The sequence below is a fragment of the Flagellimonas baculiformis genome (genome assembly GCF_033441575.1).
Taxonomy (GTDB): domain Bacteria; phylum Bacteroidota; class Bacteroidia; order Flavobacteriales; family Flavobacteriaceae; genus Flagellimonas; species Flagellimonas baculiformis.
Genome location: NZ_JAUZVW010000011.1, coordinates 93,059 through 112,477 on the forward strand (window position 1 = coordinate 93,059; position 19,419 = coordinate 112,477).

The following is a 19,419-nucleotide window of genomic DNA, read 5'->3' on the forward strand; positions in this document are numbered from 1 at the left end:
ATTACATAGCAAAAGCGGCTTTATCCGTATTTTTGCTTAAAAATCGGTGCAAATGTTAAAAAAAGGAACCAAACTGTACAGCATTTTAACAGGAAGTTGTCCTAAGTGCCATGAGGAAAGCATGTATGTGAACCCCAATCCGTATGCCCTTTCCCAAATTTTCAAGATGCATGAACGTTGTTCCCATTGTGGCACCAAGTACAAGATTGAGCCCTCGTTCTTTTATGGTTCCATGTATGTGAGCTATGGGGTGGGGATTGCCTTTGCCGTTGCCGCTTTTGTGATATCCTACCTTTTCATCGGCACCAATTTGGTGAACACCTTTATTGCGATTGTGGGTACGTTGATTGTTTTTATGCCCGTGATCATCCGCTTGTCCCGAAATATCTGGATCAATTTCTTCATCAAATATGATGCCTCAGCAAGCAAACATCATCATGCAGTGGAAGGTTAGGCAGAATAGTATTTCTTGGTGAACCTTTGGATGTCCATCTCCGGATCCAATGGGGTTCCTTTTTCTATGGCATTGAACAACTGGCTTGATGCATAAGGGGCTATGAGCACTCCCCTGGAACCGAAACCGTTCAGCACATACAGGTTTTTGTGGGTAGGGTGCTGCCCCACCAATGGCCTTCTATCGACTACCGTGGGCCGGATTCCGGCTACATGGTCCACAATCTCAAAATCGCATTTCAGAAATGTCCCCAACTTGTCCAACAGCTCATTTTTGGATTCGTCCGTAGGCTCATTGGTCTTGTCCTTCCATTTGTAGGTAGCCCCGAGCATGTAATGTCCATCTCCCAACGGAATAGTGAAAACGGATGATTTGATGACGCTGTTCTCCTTATAATCGGGAGCTTTGATGACCAGCAGTTCCCCTTTTGTGCCATTCAGGGGCAAATACCCAAAAAATGGGTCGTTCTTAAGACCATAGCCACATGCAAAAACAATACGTTTGGCGGTCATCGATTTATATTGAACATGGTCTTCCTGATGCCCGAAATTGGAAAAATCAAAGGATTCCGTTTCCAGCATCCCTTTGCTCTCCAAATGCGTTTTGTAGGATTCCACTAAGGTGGCGGTGTCCACCCTTCCAGTGTGTTTGACTTCTCCTAACCCGAAAGGCGCATCCAGATTTGGATTGTTGTTCTGAAGAATGTCAGTGGAAAGAAAATGGTCCAATCCTGGTCTGTCCAAGGCCTCAAACCATAGATTTTGCTCCTCTATGGATGCGAACCTGCGCAGTACGGGGAGTTTATGGTCCAGTGTGACACCCAATTTCTTCTCCAGGTCTTTGTAGAAAGGCATGGCCTGTTCCATCAGGAGTTGGGCCTTCCAAGCCATGGTAAAGCGCTTTAAAATGACTGGATTGTAGAGCCCTCCGGCTACTTGGGATGCTCTTTGGGATCCATCCGAGACGACCTTGAAGGTCTTTCCATACTTTTCGAGGGTCTCGCAGAAGGAGATTCCTGCCAACCCGATACCGACAACTATATAGTCCAACATGGGACAAAATTAACCATCTGTGTCGTATTGTGACCAAACTTCCATCCACAATGGCACAAAAAAACGCCGCAATGATCATTGCGGCGTAATTTCATATTGAATTGGAAAATTATATGGTGGGGCCCCGATTTTCATCGGGATTAATTCCGCTTACAACTCTGATATGCCCAAGGGCCTTCAAAGCTGAGCGTCATTAATACGCCCACATATCCTGCTCCCTGTCCCTGATGGTCTCTTTGATCCTCTGGGCTTCCAAGAGCTGGAACAATGCATTGTCGAAGATATACTCGTCTATCTTACGGTCTTCATGGACGTTCTCCTCTTTGTAGATCACACCGTTGAAACGTCTTGCGTTCAAAAGCATATCAAAGGAGATGGGCCTTGCCGAGTTGCGTTGGTTGTACACCTTCGCTTCGTGCAGGATCTGCCTTGCAGCAGGATACCACACCCAGAACAGTTCCACTTTGTTCTCCCCTGGATCCATGGATTCGTCATCTATAAAGTTGACGTCAGGAGCAACGGGTGCAATCCCCAATAGACGGTACTTCAGTTCTCCCTGGCGTTTGTCGAAATACCAGATTCCTTTGATACGGTATTCTTCGATGTCGGCAGCGGTCAGGTCCCTTTGGTTGATGAACTCTGGGGAAATACGCTCTCCGGCATTCATTTGCTCGTATCCGAGGTCGGTGGTATCGACTTTGCTCAAGGTCGCAGAAAGGTCTTCCAACTTCCTCTTTTCGGTAAAATAGGAATCTGTATAGATTTCTGTCAACTTGCCGTTCCTGATGTTCTTCATCAAAACATCGTACAGCGACCTTCTGTCCGCCCCAATACCTATGGTATCGGTTGGGTAGTACAATGGAAAGTTGACGCGCTCGTCCAGGTCAACGATTTCCCATACGGTCTTGGACCAGAGGATATCCCTGTCATCCACATATCCGTATTTCAATGGGGCATCGGCGTCCTGCTCAATTTGAGCCTGGGTCTTCTTACCAATATCGCTGGGCAGTTTGGCATTCAAAATGTTTGCCTGTGCCATCATTGATACGGGCAACACGCCCAACAATCCGATCAGTAATGCATTTTTCCAATTCATGATAACTTGTATACTTTTTTTAGTTTGTAAGCTCGACCACTACAGGAGATACTTTTTTCAACTTGTAGTCCTTGTTGTTGGTGATGTAAGCTTGGATATCAAATATCTGGACGCTTTCTCCCCTACCTGCCCTGCTCAGAACAGATTTGGCCCTGCTATCCAATTTGTTTCCACTAACGATTACGGTGGGTTGTCCAGGAACTTTGAACTTGAACTCGCTTACAGAAAGGTTGAGATCGAAGTCAAAGTCTTCCAACATAGCACTAATCGTAGCGATTTCCAAATTCTTCCTTGGCATTTTTACGCTTCCGGCCTCACCACGAACGGTACCACTAGGTCTTGGAATGTCCTTGATACGGAATTCTGTTGAAGTTCTGATCCCTTTACCGTCAGGCAATGTACCTGAGGCAGTAATGGTCACTTCCCTTCCTGTTCCAGGGTTCATGATGTAGTTGCTACCGCTTCTTCTGGTAAGTCCGGGAGCCGAAGCTGTTACCTTGTTGTCAGGAATACCAGGAATGGAGATGGTCATTGGGTTGGCCACACCGCGGTACACCACGTTCATCTTATCTGCAGAGATCACAGCAGCGTTGGGCATGGAGATGGTCGCGAAAGTGTTGTCCACTTCAACGGGCACCTCTTTTCCATCCTGCATGAAGTACATGGTCCCTTTAATGGTATGGTCACCTGGGGTTCCTGCACTGATCAACATTTTGATTCCTCCTGCCTCAAGCGCGTAATCCTTGCCTTCGGTCATTGGTCTTCCGTCCAAGGTCAATTCGGCTTTCACCGGAGTGGATGTCTTGTCCGTTTTGCTCACGATGATCTTACCATCGTATTTTTCACCTGCATAGTAAGCAGTTTTTGGAGCGGACAATGAACTTGCAAAGTTGGTCAAGGAAACAGCGGCGGTCAAGTTACCTTCCAAAAGGTTTTTCAACACCTCTTGTTCGGTGGTCTTGATGTCTGCCTGCAACTGGGTCAACTTGGTCAAAGAGGCCACCAATGGGAACCCTTCGAAATGATAGTTGATCCAATCTTGACGGGTACCGTCCCTTTTTTCCACTTTACCATCAGCGTCACCTGTCGCAAAACGAACTTTTACAGCTTCTTTCACAGAGGTGAACTTACCTTCTGGCAAAGCATTGATCACTCCCTCACGATAATCGTTGATCTGTTTCATGAACTCCTTTCCTTCTGGGCCCAAATTGTCCCCTTGGAAGAATTTCTGATCTAGATAATCGGATTTGTCCATGACCACATAATCCTTTGGGTTTTCCAAATCGGCGGTCATTTCCTTTTTCAATCCTTCCAGATAGTCATAGTACGAATCTGAAAGTTCCTTGACTTTCTGTGCATTCTGGTACAGCTCTCCATATTCCGCTTCGTTTTCGGAAGCCTTTGTTTCCAAGCTGCCCAAGAATGCCAAGTTGTTTTCTGTTGTTTTTGCATTGGACGTCTCCAGCTTTTCGTTCATCAGACCGAAAGCCGCAAGTACTTCCTTGCTCATGTTAAGGGCCAACATCGCGATGAAGATCAAGTACATTAGGTTGATCATCTTCTGACGTGGTGATTGTTTTCCTCCTGCCATGTTTTTCTAATTAGATTTTAAAAATTAATTTGATCTGGGTTTGGTTTTGACTAATCTATCTCTAATTAGTTTCTGCTGCCCATGGCGGATAGCATACCTCCGTAAACACCGTTCAATGAAGAAAGGTTGGTTGCCAAAGATTGCATCTGATCTTTCAATGCACCTGCATTCTGTACCACTTCCTCGTTGATGGAAGCTTGACGGCTGGCGCTTTCCAATTGTACTTTGTACAAGCTGTTCAAAGATTCCATTTGGGCTGCGGCATGCGACAATTCCTCAGAGTATTTTTTGGTGTGCTGGATGGCATCCGTGGTAGGAGCTATATTTTTGGCGGCACCTTCAAAACTCTTGATGCTCTCCCCTAGACTGGAGAACAGTTTGGCATCGATATTGGCTTCTTTCAAAAGCTCGTCCAATTTTCTGGAAAGGATTCCTTCAGCTTCTTTGGCATCCTTGGCATCCTGCTTTTTGGAACCACTCTGTTGGCCACCTGCCAATTCTGGGTAAACCAAAGACCAATCGTATTCGTCGTCCACTGGTTCAAATGCACTGATGGCGAAGATCAATGCTTCGGTAATAAGTCCAACTGCAAGAAGAAGTCCACCGGTAAGTGGTCCAAACTCCCAGTGAAGGATCTTGAACAATGCACCGATGATTACTACCGATGCCCCAAGCCCGTAGGCCATGTTAAACAATTTTTTTGTTGATTTTGACTGTGCCATAATTCTAGTTTTAATTAAGTTATATAAATAATAAGTATTTGGTTACTAACTAAGCTTATTTATATAATGTTCTCTGTTTTCTTTTTTATTGTTTCAATTAGTCCGGCAATCCTTGGCCCCTAGTGGAGTCCTCCTCGCCCATGTAGTCCTGGACGGTCCTGAAGCCGATATAGCTTCTGGCCGAATCTTGGTACTCATAGTCCCTGGTGCTTACCTGAAGGAAGTAGGCGACATCTTTCCAAGATCCACCGCGGATCACTTTTCTTTGGTTTTGCCCTGAACCGATGTTGGGGTTCATGGTGGACACATATTCGTAGGCGTTCTGATCAAAGCTGGAGTTGGTCCATTCAGATACGTTTCCGGCCATGTTGTAGAGGTTGTACTCGTTCGGTTCGAAGGATTTGGCCTCTACCGTATATAAAGCTGCATCTGCTGCATAATCACCTCGTTGTGGCTTGAAGTTCGCCATAAAGCAACCCGTGTCACTGATCACGTAGGGTCCACCCCAAGGATAGGTTCCTCCTTCGATTCCACCTCTTGCGGCATATTCCCACTCAGCCTCGGTTGGCAACCGGAACTGGTTCACGAACTGCTTGCCGCGCGACTTTTGGTCATCGTTCTTGAACTTGGTCCTCCAGTTGCAGAAGGCTTTGGCCTGCATCCAGTTCACACCCACAACAGGGTAGTCACTATAAGCATCGTGCCAGAAATAGTCGTTGTGCATGGGCTCGTTGTAGGAGTATTCAAAATCCCTGATCCAAACCGTGGTATCTGGGTATATCTCGAATTCTTCGTGTCGGATGAAGTCCTTTCTCCTTCCAGACTTGGCTCTTGCAGCGGCCTCAATGTCCATCCAACTGTACTTGTATTTCAATTTGGTAACGTCGATGGTCCTCAATCCGTTATAGCTTTCCTCTTCGGGAATGTAAAGGGAATCCATTACTTCTGCGTAATACTCATCCGGATATTCGGAAGTGTCCCATACCAGGTCCACATCCTTGTTCAGAGCCCTTCCTTCATAACCAGTATCACCAAGTCCTGCATAATTGTCGAGCATGTACTTGTCATATACTGAAAGTTCGGTGGTATCGGTATCCTTGAAGGCGTACTCTCCAATACCCTCATCTTCTGGTCCGATTCCAAGTTCATCGGCCAAAATGGCCAATCTGGTCCTGACTATGGAATCCTTTACCCACTCCACAAACTGTCGGTACTCACTATTCGTGATTTCCGTATCATCCATATAGAAGGAACGTACGGTGACCGTTCTGGTGGGGGCGTTCAACACTTTTGCCTGATCCTCTTCGGCCTTCCCCATTACAAAGGCGCCGCGCGGGATCAGTTCCATGCCATAGGGCTTCTCTGGATGCCATTTTTTTCCACTGACCCCAACTAGTTCACCTTTCGACCTCGATTTGGACCCACAACTGGTGAGCAAAAAAACAAGCGCCATGGATGAAAAGAATAGCTTTCTCATACTTTAGGTTAAATTACTTTCGATTCAAGATTATAAACTGTGATACACAAATTCATTACTCTCAAAACTAATTTTTGAATAAATTATTGTGCAAGAACAATTAATGCGTAAAATTTAATTTGTTTAGTGAAAGCCCTTTCTATAGGCTTTGTACCACCTTTCGGGAATGTTCTGGTTGCAAGCATCCAAATAGTCCCCTTCGGTGCATGGTAATAACGCCACCGAATTTGTTTTAGTATGCTCGCCCAAAATTGATGGCACCTCCACCCACCAGCGTTCGGTCACGTGGCTCTTGTAGAAGATAAGCTCTTCCGTGTCCGTGGGTACGGTGAATTTTGTGAAGTCTTCGCTTTTTGAGCTGGGTTGTTCCTTTATCCTAAAGGATAACCCTTCTATGAAATACCAGATGATCTGGGCAATCATCTGAAAGGCCTGGTTGGAGTTCTCCCCTTCGTAGATCCCGAACAGGGAGACCCTGTCGCTGATCCCGGCATACCGGGCTATGGCGCATATTTCCCTTCCGGTGAAGCCATTGGGGGAAAAGTTCTTGGACAGTCCCATCTCGCTTGCGCGTATGGCCCTAAGGTCCAAGCTTACGATATCGCTACTGCGCAGTATGGGCTCTGCCAGTTCTATGTTCGCGGCAATCTCGCCCAACCTGTAGGCATCAAAGAAAAGACGCTCCATAAGATCGATTTCTTCCTGCGCATTGAAATAGCTCTGGTACCCTATGTTGGAAAAATTGAAAAGGTTGTTGGGCTTGTCAGTGATGATCTTGCTCATGTAGGAGTGCGAGGAAATGAGTTCCTCATCCTCCCCAAAATCAAAACGGCTGTCTATCGCCACAAGGTTCACCATGTCCTTGATCTTGTCAAAGGCACGGTAAGTGGGGTAGGTGATGTCCTGGGTATATCCTATTATAATAGGTATGATGTTTTCCTCCAGCAATTCCGCCACAATTTCCTTTACCACAAAATAGGTGTCCTCGACGGTATCGCCCTCTTCCACATCCCCGATGTCTATGATGGTGGAGTTCCAGTTGCCCATCATGAGGCGGTAGAGTTGGATGCGCACTTCGTCCACATCCAATTTTTCGGGTTTTTTTTCAAATGCGTTCCTGGATTCCAATACGCCAAAGATGGCCACATCGGCATGGGCGAACACGGGAAGTCCGTCCTTTTCCGTATGCATGTGGATGTTCTTGCCGACGGCTTGTTGGGGCAGCAGTTCCATATGTGCCAGCACCCTGTCCTTTACGGGAACCAAAAAATCGAACGCCATATTATTTCTTTGTCTTGGCTTTTTTCTTAGGTGATTTCTTTTCCAAAAGGGCCTTTGCCTCTTCCAAAGTGATCTTTGTGGCATCCACATCCTTGGAGAGCTCTACTTTGACCTTGCCTTTCAAAATGTTGTGCCTTCCCCATCTCGCCTTTTCTATCCTGATCTTTTCCTCGGGCCACTCCTGGACCACTTTTTCAGCCTCCTTTTTCTTCTTGTCCTCGATGAGTTCCTCTACATCGGACTGGGAAAGATGGTCAAAATCGTATTTCTTGTTCACATTGATGAACATGCCGTCCCATTTGATGAAAGGACCGAACCTGCCCTTGCCCTTGGTGACTTCCTTGCCTTCATAGGTAGCGATGGGCGCATCCGCTTTTTCCTTCTCCTTGATAAGCTCTATGGCACGGGCCAGATCCACATCAAAGGCACTTTCGCCCGCATCCAAGGAGATGAACTTTTTCCCGAACCTGACATATGGGCCATACCGACCCACGTTCGCCTCTACTTCCTCTCCTTTATATTCCCCCAATTGCCGGGGCAACTGGAAAAGTTCCATCGCCTCCTCGAAAGTGATGGTCCCAATGGACTGATCGGGGAGCAAACTGGCAAACAGCGGCTTTTCCTCTTCATCCACGGTCCCAATCTGCACCATGGGTCCAAAACGGCCCAATCTGGCGGCAACCTGCCTGCCCGATTTGGGATCTACGCCCAAGATGCGTTCCCCACTGGCCCTTTCGGCATTTTCCTCGACCTCCAACACATTGGGATGGAAGTCCTTATAGAAATTTTTCATCATTTGCTGCCAGTCCTCTTCGCCGGTAGCTATCTCATCAAAATCCTCCTCCACTTGTGCCGTGAAATTGTAATCCAATATTTTGGTGAAATTGCTCACCAAAAAGTCGTTCACGATCATTCCTATATCGGTGGGGACCAGTTTTCCTTTGTCCGAACCTACCATCTCGGTAAGTTGTTCCTCTGCGACCTTTCCTTTTTCCAAAACCAGTTGGAAGTATTTCCGCTCCGTGCCCTCAATGCTTCCCTTTTCCACATAGCCCCTGTTCTGGATGGTGGAAATGGTGGGCGCATAGGTGGATGGTCTTCCGATGCCGAGTTCTTCCAATTTCTTCACCAAAGAGGCCTCTGTATAGCGATAGGGAGGTCTGGTAAAACGTTCCGTGGCAGAAATAAAAACATTCTGCAATGCCTCGCCCACCTTCATGGCCGGCAGCATTCCCTCCTGCTCTTCCGCTCCCTCTTCATCATCGGTACCTTCCAGATATACTTTAAGGAACCCATCGAACTTGACCACTTCACCATTGGCGGTAAATTCCTCTTGATGGGTGCTGGCCTTGATCTTTACATTGGTGCGTTCCAGCTGTGCATCGCTCATTTGGGAGGCCAGGGTCCGTTTCCAGATCAGTTCGTAGAGTTTGGATTGGTCCCTTTCAAGGGAAGGGGACTGCAATTTCATATCGGTTGGGCGAATGGCCTCGTGGGCCTCTTGTGCTCCTTTGGTCTTGCCCGTAAAGTTTCTTGTTTGACTATAGTTCTCGCCATAGTTTTGGACAATGGCTTCCTTGGCGGCGCTCAATGCCTCATTGGAAAGGTTCACGCTGTCCGTTCTCATGTAGGTAATCAGACCTGCTTCATAGAGCCGCTGTGCAACCTGCATGGTGCGACTGACGGAAAAATAGAGCTTTCGTGAGGCTTCCTGTTGCAAGGTAGAAGTGGTGAACGGTGCTGCCGGGGATTTCTTTGCCGGTTTCTTGTCCAGATCGGCCACTGAAAAATCTGCGCCAATGTTTTGTTTGAGGAAGCTTTCGGCCTCTGCCTTGGTCGGGAAGGTCTTGTTCAACCTGGCCGAAAAGACATTGCCTCCATCGGTCTTGAACTCTGCCTTTATCCGGAACGATGCCTCGGGGGCAAAGCCCTCGATTTCCCGCTCCCTTTCCACGATGAGCCGCACCGCAACGGACTGCACCCTACCTGCGGAGAGTCCCGGTTTTATCTTTTTCCAGAGCACAGGTGAAAGTTCATAGCCCACCAACCTGTCAAGGACCCTTCGGGCCTGTTGTGCATTCACCAAGTTATAGTTGATGTCCCTAGGGTTTTCTATGGCTTTCTGGATCGCCGATTTGGTGATGGAGTTGAACACGATACGTTTGGTCTTGCTCTTGTCCAGTTTCAGTTCTTCCGCCAAGTGCCACGAAATGGCCTCTCCCTCGCGGTCCTCATCACTGGCGAGCCATATGGTGTCGGCCTTTTGGGCCAGGTCCTTGAGTTTTTTCACCAAGGCCTTTTTATCCTTGTCAACGGTATATTTTGGTTTGAAATCGTTTTCCACATCCACCCCCAGTTCTTTTGAGGGAAGGTCCACTATGTGCCCAAAACTTGATTCGACTTGGTATTCTTTTCCTAGAAATTTTTCAATGGTCTTTGCCTTAGCGGGGGACTCTACAATAACTAAATTCTTTGGCATGCACTGGTTTTTGTCGTAACAAAAGTATATCAATTTTTCGATTTTGGGTTTTTATGGAACCCATATCAAAAAAATATCCCGCTGAAAACGGGATATTTGACTTGGTTTTTGTGCTTTTTAGTTGAGTCCTATCTGGCTGATAAGCTTGATGCCCCCGTCCAGATACTCATATTGATACAGGATGCCGTCCCCTACCATGATCAGATGGTTTTCCAAAGGAATGACATCGAAAGTGACGATGTCCTCAAAGTGGTTCAGCTCTTTCAGGTCATTGATATCGGTCTTGTCATAGACCTTCAGCCCGGAAGATCCATCACAGACAAAAAGTTTTTCTTCCCTGATGCCCAACCCATAGGGTTCATCCATAGGGTACTGCACTGCCAGTTCGGGATTTGCAATGTCCGAAATGTCCACAATGAACAATCCGCTCTCGGTGGCACCGCACCAATTTCCCCCGCGCAAGGTCACATAGGCATAATCGCCATCCACCACGACCGGGTCGCAGGCCGTTCCATGCTCAAACTCGGAAACCTTGGAAGGAGCCGCAGGGTCGGTGATGTCATATATATACATTCCGCGCATGCTGCCCAAGAAAAGGTAGCTGCCATTGTAAAAAATGGTCTCTATATCAAAACCCGCATACACGTCTTCCAACGCCTGTGGGTTGTCCATATCGGAGATATTGAACACATTGATGTTATGGCTGTCCACGGCGTAGAGATAATCTTCCACGATCTTGAACCTCGCGAGCGAACCTCCTTGGCCCGTTGTTCCACCATTTGCGGATTCCATGGCGAGCATGTCATTCGTAAAAAAGCCCCAACCCTGTTTTTCCGCTTCGGAGATCAGCCTTCTTTCTGTAGTGGTCGTCCACCCTATAATGATCTCATTTTCGTAATCGTATTCCGCATCTTCTATGATGTTGGCCTCAAAAGGGAAGACCATACCGCCCTGCAATACGTTTTCCAAGCGGTTCACCAACGCAATGTTGTCGATGTCGGAAATATCGATGACCACCAGATCCGCCAAGCTGTCAGCAAAAAGATAATCGTCCTTCACCGAAATGTCCACATTGCCGGGAATGTTGATGAATCCAATTTTCACGGGTTGTTGTGGATTACGGTTGTCGATCACATGGATGCCTTGGTATTTGTCATTCACAAAAATGTAATCTTTATAGGTATAGACCTTTCCCGATTCTTCAATGGGTCTGGGTGCTATGATGTCAACACTGTTGGCAAATTCCGTCTTGCTCATCACCAACGGACGGGCCACGATATAATCGGCATATTTGTCACTGGAATCGTCATCGGTACAAGACACCAACAACAGTAGGGCCATAAATGGCAATAAAAGGATTTTCTTTTTCATAATAGTCGGCATTTTAACCTTATAGATAAAAATCTCTCAAAAAGTTGCGTCGAACTCTTATAAAAATTCAAGCATCCATGGACAGACCGATGGCATCCTTATATATGTAGTAAATGGGAATCTTGGAAAACATTGCCGTAAAGAAAACACCCACCAAACAGAGGATGACCCCCAATTGGGCAATCAATCCTGCCACAAGCACCAAGGCAAATATGATGAGCCAGTTCTTGTTGCCCAATGCAAACCCTGATTTCACGATTTCCATGGCCGTCAGCTCCCGGTCAAAAGCAAAGAAAGCGGGAAAAAGGGACATGGGGACCATCAAATAGATGATGCCAAGTCCACAGGCCAGCAATCCCAACAAGGAGAGTCCGAACATCAACAACGAAAGTACAAGGGCCTTGGCCAAATAGGGCTTTTTGAAATAGAAAAAGTAATCGTCCCTGCCCATTTCATCCATATCATACTTTCGGCAAATGCGCAAGAAAGCAGCGTTCAAGCACAGACCAATGGTCATCACTCCAACAGAAAAAATAGGCATGACCATAACCATGATGGCTGCAAACAAGGGTGGCATCTCGTTATGCTCAAAGGCTTCGGGGTCCGAGATTCCCATGGCCAGCATGGGCACATAGATCAAAATATAAAAGGGAATCAATGCAGCAAAGGTCAATAGCAAGGTAATAAATCCTTGCAACCACACTTTTTTGAAAAGTTCCACTGATCGGCTGAACACACTCCCAAACTCTGTGGGGCCACTTTCGCTAATACGCTGGGACACATGGGCAAAATCCATATCGGCAATGGTTATGTTATTTGTGTTGAAGGTAACATTAACTCCCGAATCCACAATATAATCCTAAAAAATACTGCCATATTGTCACTAAAATGGAATAAGCATTATCTTTGCACCCCATTGCACCAATATGATCAAGGACGAAAGCGTAGCGAAAACAATAGACGAAAGCCAACAGGGAAGCACCCTGGCTATGGAGAAGGACGAAAAGAACACCCGAAAGCTCTACATTGAGAGCTATGGCTGTCAGATGAATTTTTCCGACAGTGAGATCGTAGCGTCGATTTTGGCCAAGGAAGGGTTCAATACCACACAGCTATTGGAAGAGGCCGACCTGGTCCTGGTGAACACCTGCTCCATCCGCGAAAAGGCGGAACAGACCGTGCGCAAGCGTCTGGAAAAATTCAACGCCGTCAAAAAGACGAATCCCGGCATGAAGGTCGGCGTTTTGGGATGTATGGCGGAACGCTTGAAGAGCAAATTCCTGGAAGAGGAAAAAATTGTTGACATGGTCGTGGGACCTGATGCGTACAAGGACCTGCCCAACCTCATCCAAGAAATCGATGAGGGCCGTAATGCCGTGAACGTCATCCTTTCCAAGGACGAAACCTATGGCGATGTGGCCCCTGTACGGCTCAACTCCAACGGGGTGACCGCTTTTGTGTCCATCACCCGTGGCTGCGACAACATGTGCACCTTCTGTGTAGTGCCCTTTACCCGTGGCAGGGAGCGCAGCCGTGACCCCCAATCCATTTTGGAGGAAGTGAACGATCTTTGGGAAAGAGGGTTTAAGGAAGTTACTCTTTTGGGACAAAATGTGGACAGTTACCTTTGGTATGGCGGCGGTTTGAAGAAGGATTTTGAAAAGGCCTCGGACATGCAAAAGGCCACATCTGTGAACTTTGCCAAACTTTTGGAACTGGTGGCCCAAGCACAGCCCAAAATGCGCATCCGTTTCTCCACCTCCAACCCGCAGGACATGACCTTGGACGTGATCGAGACCATGGCCAAATATGAAAATATCTGCAAATACATCCACTTGCCCGTACAGAGTGGTAGCAACAGGATCTTGAAGGCCATGAACCGCCTGCATACCCGTGAGGAATATTTTGAACTGATCGACAACATCAAAAAAATCATTCCCGATTGTGCCATCAGTCAGGATATGATCACCGGTTTCCCAACAGAAACAGAAGAAGACCATCAGGACACCTTGAGTTTGATGGAATACGTCAAATACGATTTTGGGTTCATGTTCGCCTATTCTGAAAGACCCGGAACCTTGGCCGAGCGTAAAATGGAGGATGACATTCCCGAAGAGACCAAGAAAAGACGTCTTCAGGAAATCATCGACCTGCAACAAAAGCACAGTCATTATCGCACGCAAGAGCATCTGGGCAAGACCGAAGAAGTACTCATAGAGGGAACCTCCAAAAAATCCGATGCCCATTGGATGGGCCGAAACTCGCAGAACACCGTGGTGGTCTTTCCAAAGGAACACTACAGAGTGGGCGATTTTGTAAACGTAAAGATCAATGAATGTACCTCTGCCACCTTGATCGGCGAGGCCATTGAATATTCAAAGAACAATTTATATTAATGGAGAGCATCCAATCGATAAAACAACGGTTCGAGCTTATCGGCAACGATGTGAAGCTCAACCGAGCCATAGAAAAGGCCATCCAAGTGGCACCGACCGACATTTCCGTGTTGGTCACAGGGGAAAGTGGGGTCGGAAAGGAAGCCATTCCCAAGATCATCCATTCCCTATCGCACCGCAAGCACGCCAAATACATTGCAGTGAACTGTGGGGCCATTCCCGAGGGCACCATCGACAGTGAGCTTTTTGGTCACGAAAAAGGAGCCTTCACCGGAGCCACGCAGACCCGAAGCGGTTATTTTGAAGTGGCCGATGGCGGAACCATCTTCTTGGATGAAGTGGGCGAACTCCCCCTCACCACCCAGGTGCGTTTGCTCCGTGTGTTGGAAAACGGGGAATTCCTGAAAGTTGGGTCCTCCCAAGTACAAAAGACCAATGTCCGCATCGTGGCGGCCACCAACGTGAACATGTTCGAGGCCATTGAAAAGGAAAAGTTCAGGGAAGACCTTTATTATAGGTTGAGCACAGTGGAGATCAACATTCCCCCGCTACGCGAACGGCAGGAAGACATCCATTTGCTGTTCCGGAAATTTGCTTCGGATTTTGGTCAGAAATACAAAATGCCCACCATTCGCCTGGAGGACGATGCAGTCCATCTATTGTTGAAATACCGTTGGCCGGGGAACATCAGGCAATTGCGGAACATCGCCGAACAGATTTCGGTATTGGAGGAAAACAGGACCATCTCCGCCCCCACTTTGAAAAGCTATCTGCCCGATGCCATCGGTTCCAATCTGCCCGCCGTGGTAGGCCAGACCAAAAAAGAAAGTGATTTCAGCAATGAGCGTGAAATCCTCTACAAGGTGCTCTTCGACATGAAGGGAGACCTGAACGACCTCAAAAAACTGACCTTGGAACTCCTCAAGGAAAACGATTCCAAAAAGGTACAGAAGGAAAATGAAAACCTGATCCGCAAGATCTATGGGAAACCTGAAGAGGACATTGAGCAAGAAGAGGAAGCCATGGCCGAAGTGCTCCATTTGCCCGAACCCATTGTAGAAGGAAAAATACAACCCCCAGTACAACAGCCGCAGGAGGATCGATACCACTTTGCCGAAGAGATCCAAGAGGAAGAAACCCTATCTTTACAGGAAAAAGAGATAGAGCTCATCAAAAAATCACTGGAGCGGAACAGGGGCAAGCGAAAGGCGGCCGCTTCCGAGTTGGGTATTTCGGAACGGACCCTGTACCGAAAGATCAAACAGTACGATCTCTAATTTGATATGATGTTATTTGGACATACCATGAGGAAAAAAAATGGTTTTAAGATTGGATTGCTGGGATTGATTTTCTTCTTATCCGGTTGTGGCGCGTACAATTTTTCAGGAGCGGACATTGGGACTGCCAAAAGTTTTCAGGTGAATTTTTTCCAGAACTATGCCGACCAAACGCCGGGCTCCATCATTGTGCCCGGACTGGATCGGGATTTTACCCAGGCTTTACAGAACATGATCAACAACCTCACCAGTCTTTCCCTTACCGGAAGCAACGGTGACCTGTTGTACGAAGGGGAGATCATTGAATACAAAGTGATCCCGATGACGGCCACCTCCGACCAACGGACCGCCCAGAACCGCCTCACCATGAGCGTGAACGTACGGTTCTTCAACAGGACCAAGGAAGATGCGGATTTTGAACGCCGTTTCTCCTTTTTTTATGATTTTGATGCAACCGCTTCCCTGACATCGGTTCAGGCAGCAGCGCATGAAGAAATATTTGAACGCCTCACACAGGACATTTTCAATGCTTCCTTGGGCAATTGGTAACCGCGTATGAACGTAACGGATTTTATACATATTCTTCAAAACTCCAATACCATCCTGTCCCCCAAACAGACCCGGGAACTGGAGGACATCATTGAGGAATATCCCTATTTTCAAGCGGCAAGGGCCCTGCACTTGAAGGGATTGAAAAATCTGGACAGCTACAAGTACAACAACGCCCTGAAGACCACGGCGGCCTATACCACGGACAGGGATGTGCTGTTCGACTACATCACTTCCAAAGAATTTATCCAGAACAACATTGCGGATACCATTGCGGGACGGGGCTCCAAACTGGAGGACCAAAAAGCCATTTCCGAGGAAATAGAACCCAACCCAAATGCCGAGAGCATGATGGGCGAAGCCGACGAGCTTGCCTTGCCCCAGAACATCAAGGACGCAGAACAGATCTTGAACCCAGAACTGTTCAAATCCAAAACGCCCGAGGAACCATCCATTCCCGTGGAAGAAAAAACCAAAGCGGAAACCGACCTGCAGTTGGGCAAGCCCCTTCCTTTCACCAAAAAGGAAAAACATTCCTTCACCCAATGGCTGCAACTGACGTCCAAAACCGAGGAGACAGAGACAGGCAAGGAGGTGATGGAAGAACTGGATCGGAAGAAAAAGTTCGAGTTGCTGGACAAGTTCATCGAGAGCAATCCCAAAATAGTGCCGCAGGAAAACGCAAAGCCGAAAGTCAACATAAAAGAGTCTACGAAGTTTGATAAAAACGAGTTGATGACAGAGACTTTGGCCAAGGTATATCTGGAGCAAAAAAAGTACAAAAAGGCAATTCAGGCCTATAAAATATTGAGTTTGAAATATCCAGAAAAAAGTGGTTTCTTTGCAGACCAAATTCAGGCGGTGAAGAACCTCCAAAGAGATAAAGAAGAATAAGAAATGAGCACGTTTACAATTTTTTTGATATTGATCATTATCGTGTGCCTTTTGTTGGTGTTGGTCATCATGGTCCAAAACCCTAAAGGTGGTGGGCTGTCATCTTCCTTCGGTGGAGGGGGCAACCAAGTTGTGGGAGGTGTGAAGAAGACCGGTGACTTTTTGGACAAAAGTACTTGGACACTGGCCACTTTGCTGATCGTGTTGATCCTGCTTTCCAATGTTTCCCTTAAGGGAAGCTATGGCCAGGCAGATTCCAAGCTGTTGCAAGGAGACGACACGGAGACCACGATCCCTGAAACTGTTCCCGAGGAAATCCCGGAACAAGTTCCTGCCACAGATGTCGATCCTACGGACACCCTTAACTAGTAGATAGTGACAAAGCCTACAAAAATGCCAGCTTGAATGACAAGCTGGCATTTTTGTTTTCCATAATGTCAGTTTTTGGGCAATGGCATAATTTCTGCCCAAATGTTTCGAGAATTTTATAAAAACAAACACCTAAAAATTAAAAATATGGCTAAAGTAAACATCAAACCATTGGCAGACAGGGTATTGATTGAGCCTCTACAGGCCGAGACCAAGACTGCTTCCGGTATCATCATCCCTGACAACGCAAAGGAAAAACCCCAAAAAGGAAACGTTGTGGCGGTTGGACCTGGCACAAAGGATGAAAAAGTAACCGTAAAAGTGGGCGATACCGTTCTCTATGGAAAATATGCCGGTACCGAGCTCAAACTGGACGGTACCGATTATTTGATGATGCGCGAGAGTGATATTTTGGCAATCATATAATTGAATTTTCCAAAACAATAGAAACTGTGACTCCCTTGACCTATCTGGAATACAGAAATTAGGTTTGGGGCATCTAAATTTTCAAACAAAAAAATAGTAAAATGGCAAAAGACATTAAATTCGATATTGACGCACGCGACGGCCTGAAACGCGGTGTTGACAAATTGGCCGAGGCCGTTAAGGTAACCTTGGGACCCAAGGGAAGAAACGTGATCATCAGCAAATCCTTCGGCGCACCCCAAGTGACCAAGGATGGTGTATCCGTGGCGAAAGAAATTGAACTGGAAGATCCGCTAGAGGACATGGGTGCCCAAATGGTGAAGGAAGTAGCTTCCAAGACTAATGATCAAGCCGGTGACGGTACCACGACCGCTACCGTATTGGCACAGGCCATCGTGAAAGAAGGACTTAAGAACGTTGCCGCTGGTGCAAACCCTATGGACCTGAAACGAGGAATCGACAAAGCTGTTGAGACCTTGGTGGCCGATTTGGAAAAGCAGGCCAAAAAAGTGGGCAACGATTCTGACAAGATCAAGCAAGTGGCCTCTATCTCCGCAAACAACGATGAAGCAATCGGTGACCTTATCGCCACCGCATTTGCCAAAGTTGGAAAAGAAGGTGTGATCACCGTGGAAGAAGCAAAAGGTACCGATACCTATGTAGACGTAGTGGAAGGAATGCAGTTTGACCGCGGATACCTTTCGCCCTACTTCGTGACCAACACCGATAAGATGATTGCCGACCTGGACAATCCTTATATCCTCCTTTTCGACAAGAAAATCTCCAACCTACAGGAAATCCTTCCCATCCTTGAGCCAGTGGCCCAATCTGGAAGACCCCTTTTGATCATTGCCGAAGATGTTGAAGGACAAGCCTTGGCCACTTTGGTCGTGAACAAATTGCGTGGTGGGCTGAAAATTGCCGCTGTAAAAGCACCAGGTTTTGGGGACAGAAGAAAAGCGATGTTGGAAGACATCGCCATCTTGACCGGAGGTACCGTGATCTCTGAGGAAAGAGGGTTCTCTTTGGAAAATGCCTCTTTGGATATGTTGGGTACTGCCGAGACCGTGACCATCGACAAGGACAATACGACCATCGTGAACGGAAACGGAAAGGCTTCCGAGATCAAGGCCAGGGTAAACCAGATCAAGGCCCAGATCGAGACCACCACTTCCGATTATGACAAGGAAAAATTGCAAGAGCGTTTGGCCAAATTGGCCGGTGGTGTAGCCGTTCTTTATGTAGGTGCCGCTTCCGAAGTGGAAATGAAAGAGAAAAAAGACCGTGTAGATGATGCCCTTCACGCTACGCGTGCCGCTGTGGAAGAAGGTATCGTGGCCGGTGGTGGCGTTGCTTTGGTAAGGGCCAAAAAAGTGCTTGAAAAATTGGCCACCGATTCTTTGGACGAGACCACAGGTGTACAGATCGTTGCCAAGGCCATTGAGGCGCCTTTGCGTACCATCGTTGAAAATGCCGGTGGCGAAGGTTCCGTAGTGATCGCCAAAGTACTTGAAGGCAAGAAAGATTTTGGTTACGATGCCAAATCCGACAAGTATGTGGACATGCTACAAGCAGGGATCATCGACCCTAAGAAAGTGACCCGTATCGCTTTGGAAAATGCCGCTTCTGTTGCAGGAATGATCTTGACCACAGAATGTGCATTGACTGACATTAAAGAGGATTCACCCGCTGGACCTCCAATGGGCGGCGGAATGCCAGGAATGATGTAAGATTCCAAACCCTATAAAAATAGGACGCCCTGATTTTCATCAGGGCGTTTCTTTTTTTGTATCCAGTAAATGGTTCGCTTGGAACCAAAAATACCAAGTTACTTCTTCTTACCAGTAGCTTGGGTAGTCTTCTTTGCAGCAGGCTTTGCAGCAGCTTTTGCAGGAGATGACTTTCCAGTTGACTTTGCGTTTTTCATAAGTCAATAAATTAAAAAACTAGAGTAAATGTATATCAGTTTTAAATCCGAAGATTTT

At 47.0% G+C, this 19,419-nt stretch carries 17 protein-coding genes; 8 read left to right on the top strand and 9 right to left on the bottom strand.

All coding sequences use genetic code 11. The annotated features are described in order from the left end of the window. Positions 1 to 52 precede the first annotated feature (52 nt). On the top strand, positions 53 to 454 hold the full coding sequence (locus SD450_RS15090) for a DUF983 domain-containing protein (RefSeq protein ID WP_318345293.1): 402 nt from the start codon (positions 53 to 55) through the stop codon (positions 452 to 454). Here SD450_RS15090 and SD450_RS15095 read toward each other — a convergent pair. The 9 genes from SD450_RS15095 to SD450_RS15135 form a co-directional block, all read right to left on the bottom strand. Beyond that, a complete protein-coding gene (locus SD450_RS15095) occupies positions 451 to 1,506 on the bottom strand; it encodes an NAD(P)/FAD-dependent oxidoreductase (RefSeq protein ID WP_318345294.1) in 1,056 nt (351 codons plus the stop codon). The two genes, SD450_RS15090 and SD450_RS15095, sit on opposite strands and share 4 nt — an antisense overlap. Before the next feature lie 193 nt (positions 1,507 to 1,699). Continuing rightward, positions 1,700 to 2,602 carry a type IX secretion system ring subunit PorN/GldN gene (porN, locus tag SD450_RS15100; RefSeq protein ID WP_318345295.1) on the bottom strand — a complete coding sequence of 301 codons (903 nt, stop codon included), beginning with the start codon at positions 2,600 to 2,602 and terminating at the stop codon, positions 1,700 to 1,702. A gap of 19 nt (positions 2,603 to 2,621) precedes the next feature. Further along, the gene (gene porM, locus SD450_RS15105) at positions 2,622 to 4,193 is read right to left on the bottom strand and encodes a type IX secretion system motor protein PorM/GldM (protein ID WP_318345296.1); all 1,572 of its coding nucleotides are present in this window, start codon (positions 4,191 to 4,193) and stop codon (positions 2,622 to 2,624) included. Between the two features lie 65 nt (positions 4,194 to 4,258). Continuing rightward, entirely contained in the window at positions 4,259 to 4,915 is a 657-nt protein-coding gene (gene porL / locus SD450_RS15110) for a type IX secretion system motor protein PorL/GldL (protein ID WP_318345297.1), read from the bottom strand. 97 nt (positions 4,916 to 5,012) lie between these two features. Beyond that, the gene (porK, locus tag SD450_RS15115; protein WP_318345298.1) at positions 5,013 to 6,392 is read right to left on the bottom strand and encodes a T9SS ring complex lipoprotein PorK/GldK; all 1,380 of its coding nucleotides are present in this window, start codon (positions 6,390 to 6,392) and stop codon (positions 5,013 to 5,015) included. Between the two features lie 123 nt (positions 6,393 to 6,515). After that, positions 6,516 to 7,673 (bottom strand): formimidoylglutamase, encoded by a 1,158-nt coding sequence (locus SD450_RS15120; RefSeq protein WP_318345299.1) that lies wholly within the window; start codon positions 7,671 to 7,673, stop codon positions 6,516 to 6,518. Position 7,674: 1 nt separating this feature from the next. After that, entirely contained in the window at positions 7,675 to 10,152 is a 2,478-nt protein-coding gene (topA, locus tag SD450_RS15125; RefSeq protein WP_318345300.1) for a type I DNA topoisomerase, read from the bottom strand. A gap of 117 nt (positions 10,153 to 10,269) precedes the next feature. Next, positions 10,270 to 11,523, bottom strand: a complete 1,254-nt coding sequence (locus SD450_RS15130) for an LVIVD repeat-containing protein (RefSeq protein ID WP_318345301.1) — start codon at positions 11,521 to 11,523, stop codon at positions 10,270 to 10,272. A gap of 67 nt (positions 11,524 to 11,590) precedes the next feature. Then, complete coding sequence (locus SD450_RS15135; RefSeq protein ID WP_318345302.1) at positions 11,591 to 12,319, bottom strand: hypothetical protein; 729 nt, start codon at positions 12,317 to 12,319, stop codon at positions 11,591 to 11,593. A gap of 130 nt (positions 12,320 to 12,449) precedes the next feature. On the opposite strand from SD450_RS15135, the gene miaB reads away from it, so the two are divergent. From miaB to groL, 7 genes are all read left to right on the top strand, one after another. After that, positions 12,450 to 13,919 carry a tRNA (N6-isopentenyl adenosine(37)-C2)-methylthiotransferase MiaB gene (miaB, locus tag SD450_RS15140; protein ID WP_318345303.1) on the top strand — a complete coding sequence of 490 codons (1,470 nt, stop codon included), beginning with the start codon at positions 12,450 to 12,452 and terminating at the stop codon, positions 13,917 to 13,919. Then, positions 13,919 to 15,196 (top strand): sigma-54 interaction domain-containing protein, encoded by a 1,278-nt coding sequence (locus SD450_RS15145; protein WP_318345304.1) that lies wholly within the window; start codon positions 13,919 to 13,921, stop codon positions 15,194 to 15,196. The genes miaB and SD450_RS15145 overlap by 1 nt, the downstream gene beginning before the upstream one ends. A gap of 27 nt (positions 15,197 to 15,223) precedes the next feature. Then, positions 15,224 to 15,745 carry an LptE family protein gene (locus SD450_RS15150; RefSeq protein WP_318345305.1) on the top strand — a complete coding sequence of 174 codons (522 nt, stop codon included), beginning with the start codon at positions 15,224 to 15,226 and terminating at the stop codon, positions 15,743 to 15,745. 6 nt (positions 15,746 to 15,751) lie between these two features. Beyond that, positions 15,752 to 16,639, top strand: a complete 888-nt coding sequence (locus tag SD450_RS15155; RefSeq protein WP_318345306.1) for a hypothetical protein — start codon at positions 15,752 to 15,754, stop codon at positions 16,637 to 16,639. A 3-nt stretch (positions 16,640 to 16,642) separates the two neighbouring features. After that, positions 16,643 to 17,008, top strand: a complete 366-nt coding sequence (gene secG, locus SD450_RS15160; protein ID WP_072875682.1) for a preprotein translocase subunit SecG — start codon at positions 16,643 to 16,645, stop codon at positions 17,006 to 17,008. A 147-nt stretch (positions 17,009 to 17,155) separates the two neighbouring features. Continuing rightward, the gene (locus SD450_RS15165; protein WP_318345307.1) at positions 17,156 to 17,434 is read left to right on the top strand and encodes a co-chaperone GroES; all 279 of its coding nucleotides are present in this window, start codon (positions 17,156 to 17,158) and stop codon (positions 17,432 to 17,434) included. A gap of 101 nt (positions 17,435 to 17,535) precedes the next feature. Beyond that, positions 17,536 to 19,164: a chaperonin GroEL gene (gene groL / locus SD450_RS15170; protein ID WP_318345308.1), complete on the top strand. Its 1,629-nt coding sequence runs from the start codon at positions 17,536 to 17,538 to the stop codon at positions 19,162 to 19,164. Positions 19,165 to 19,419: the final 255 nt, after the last annotated feature.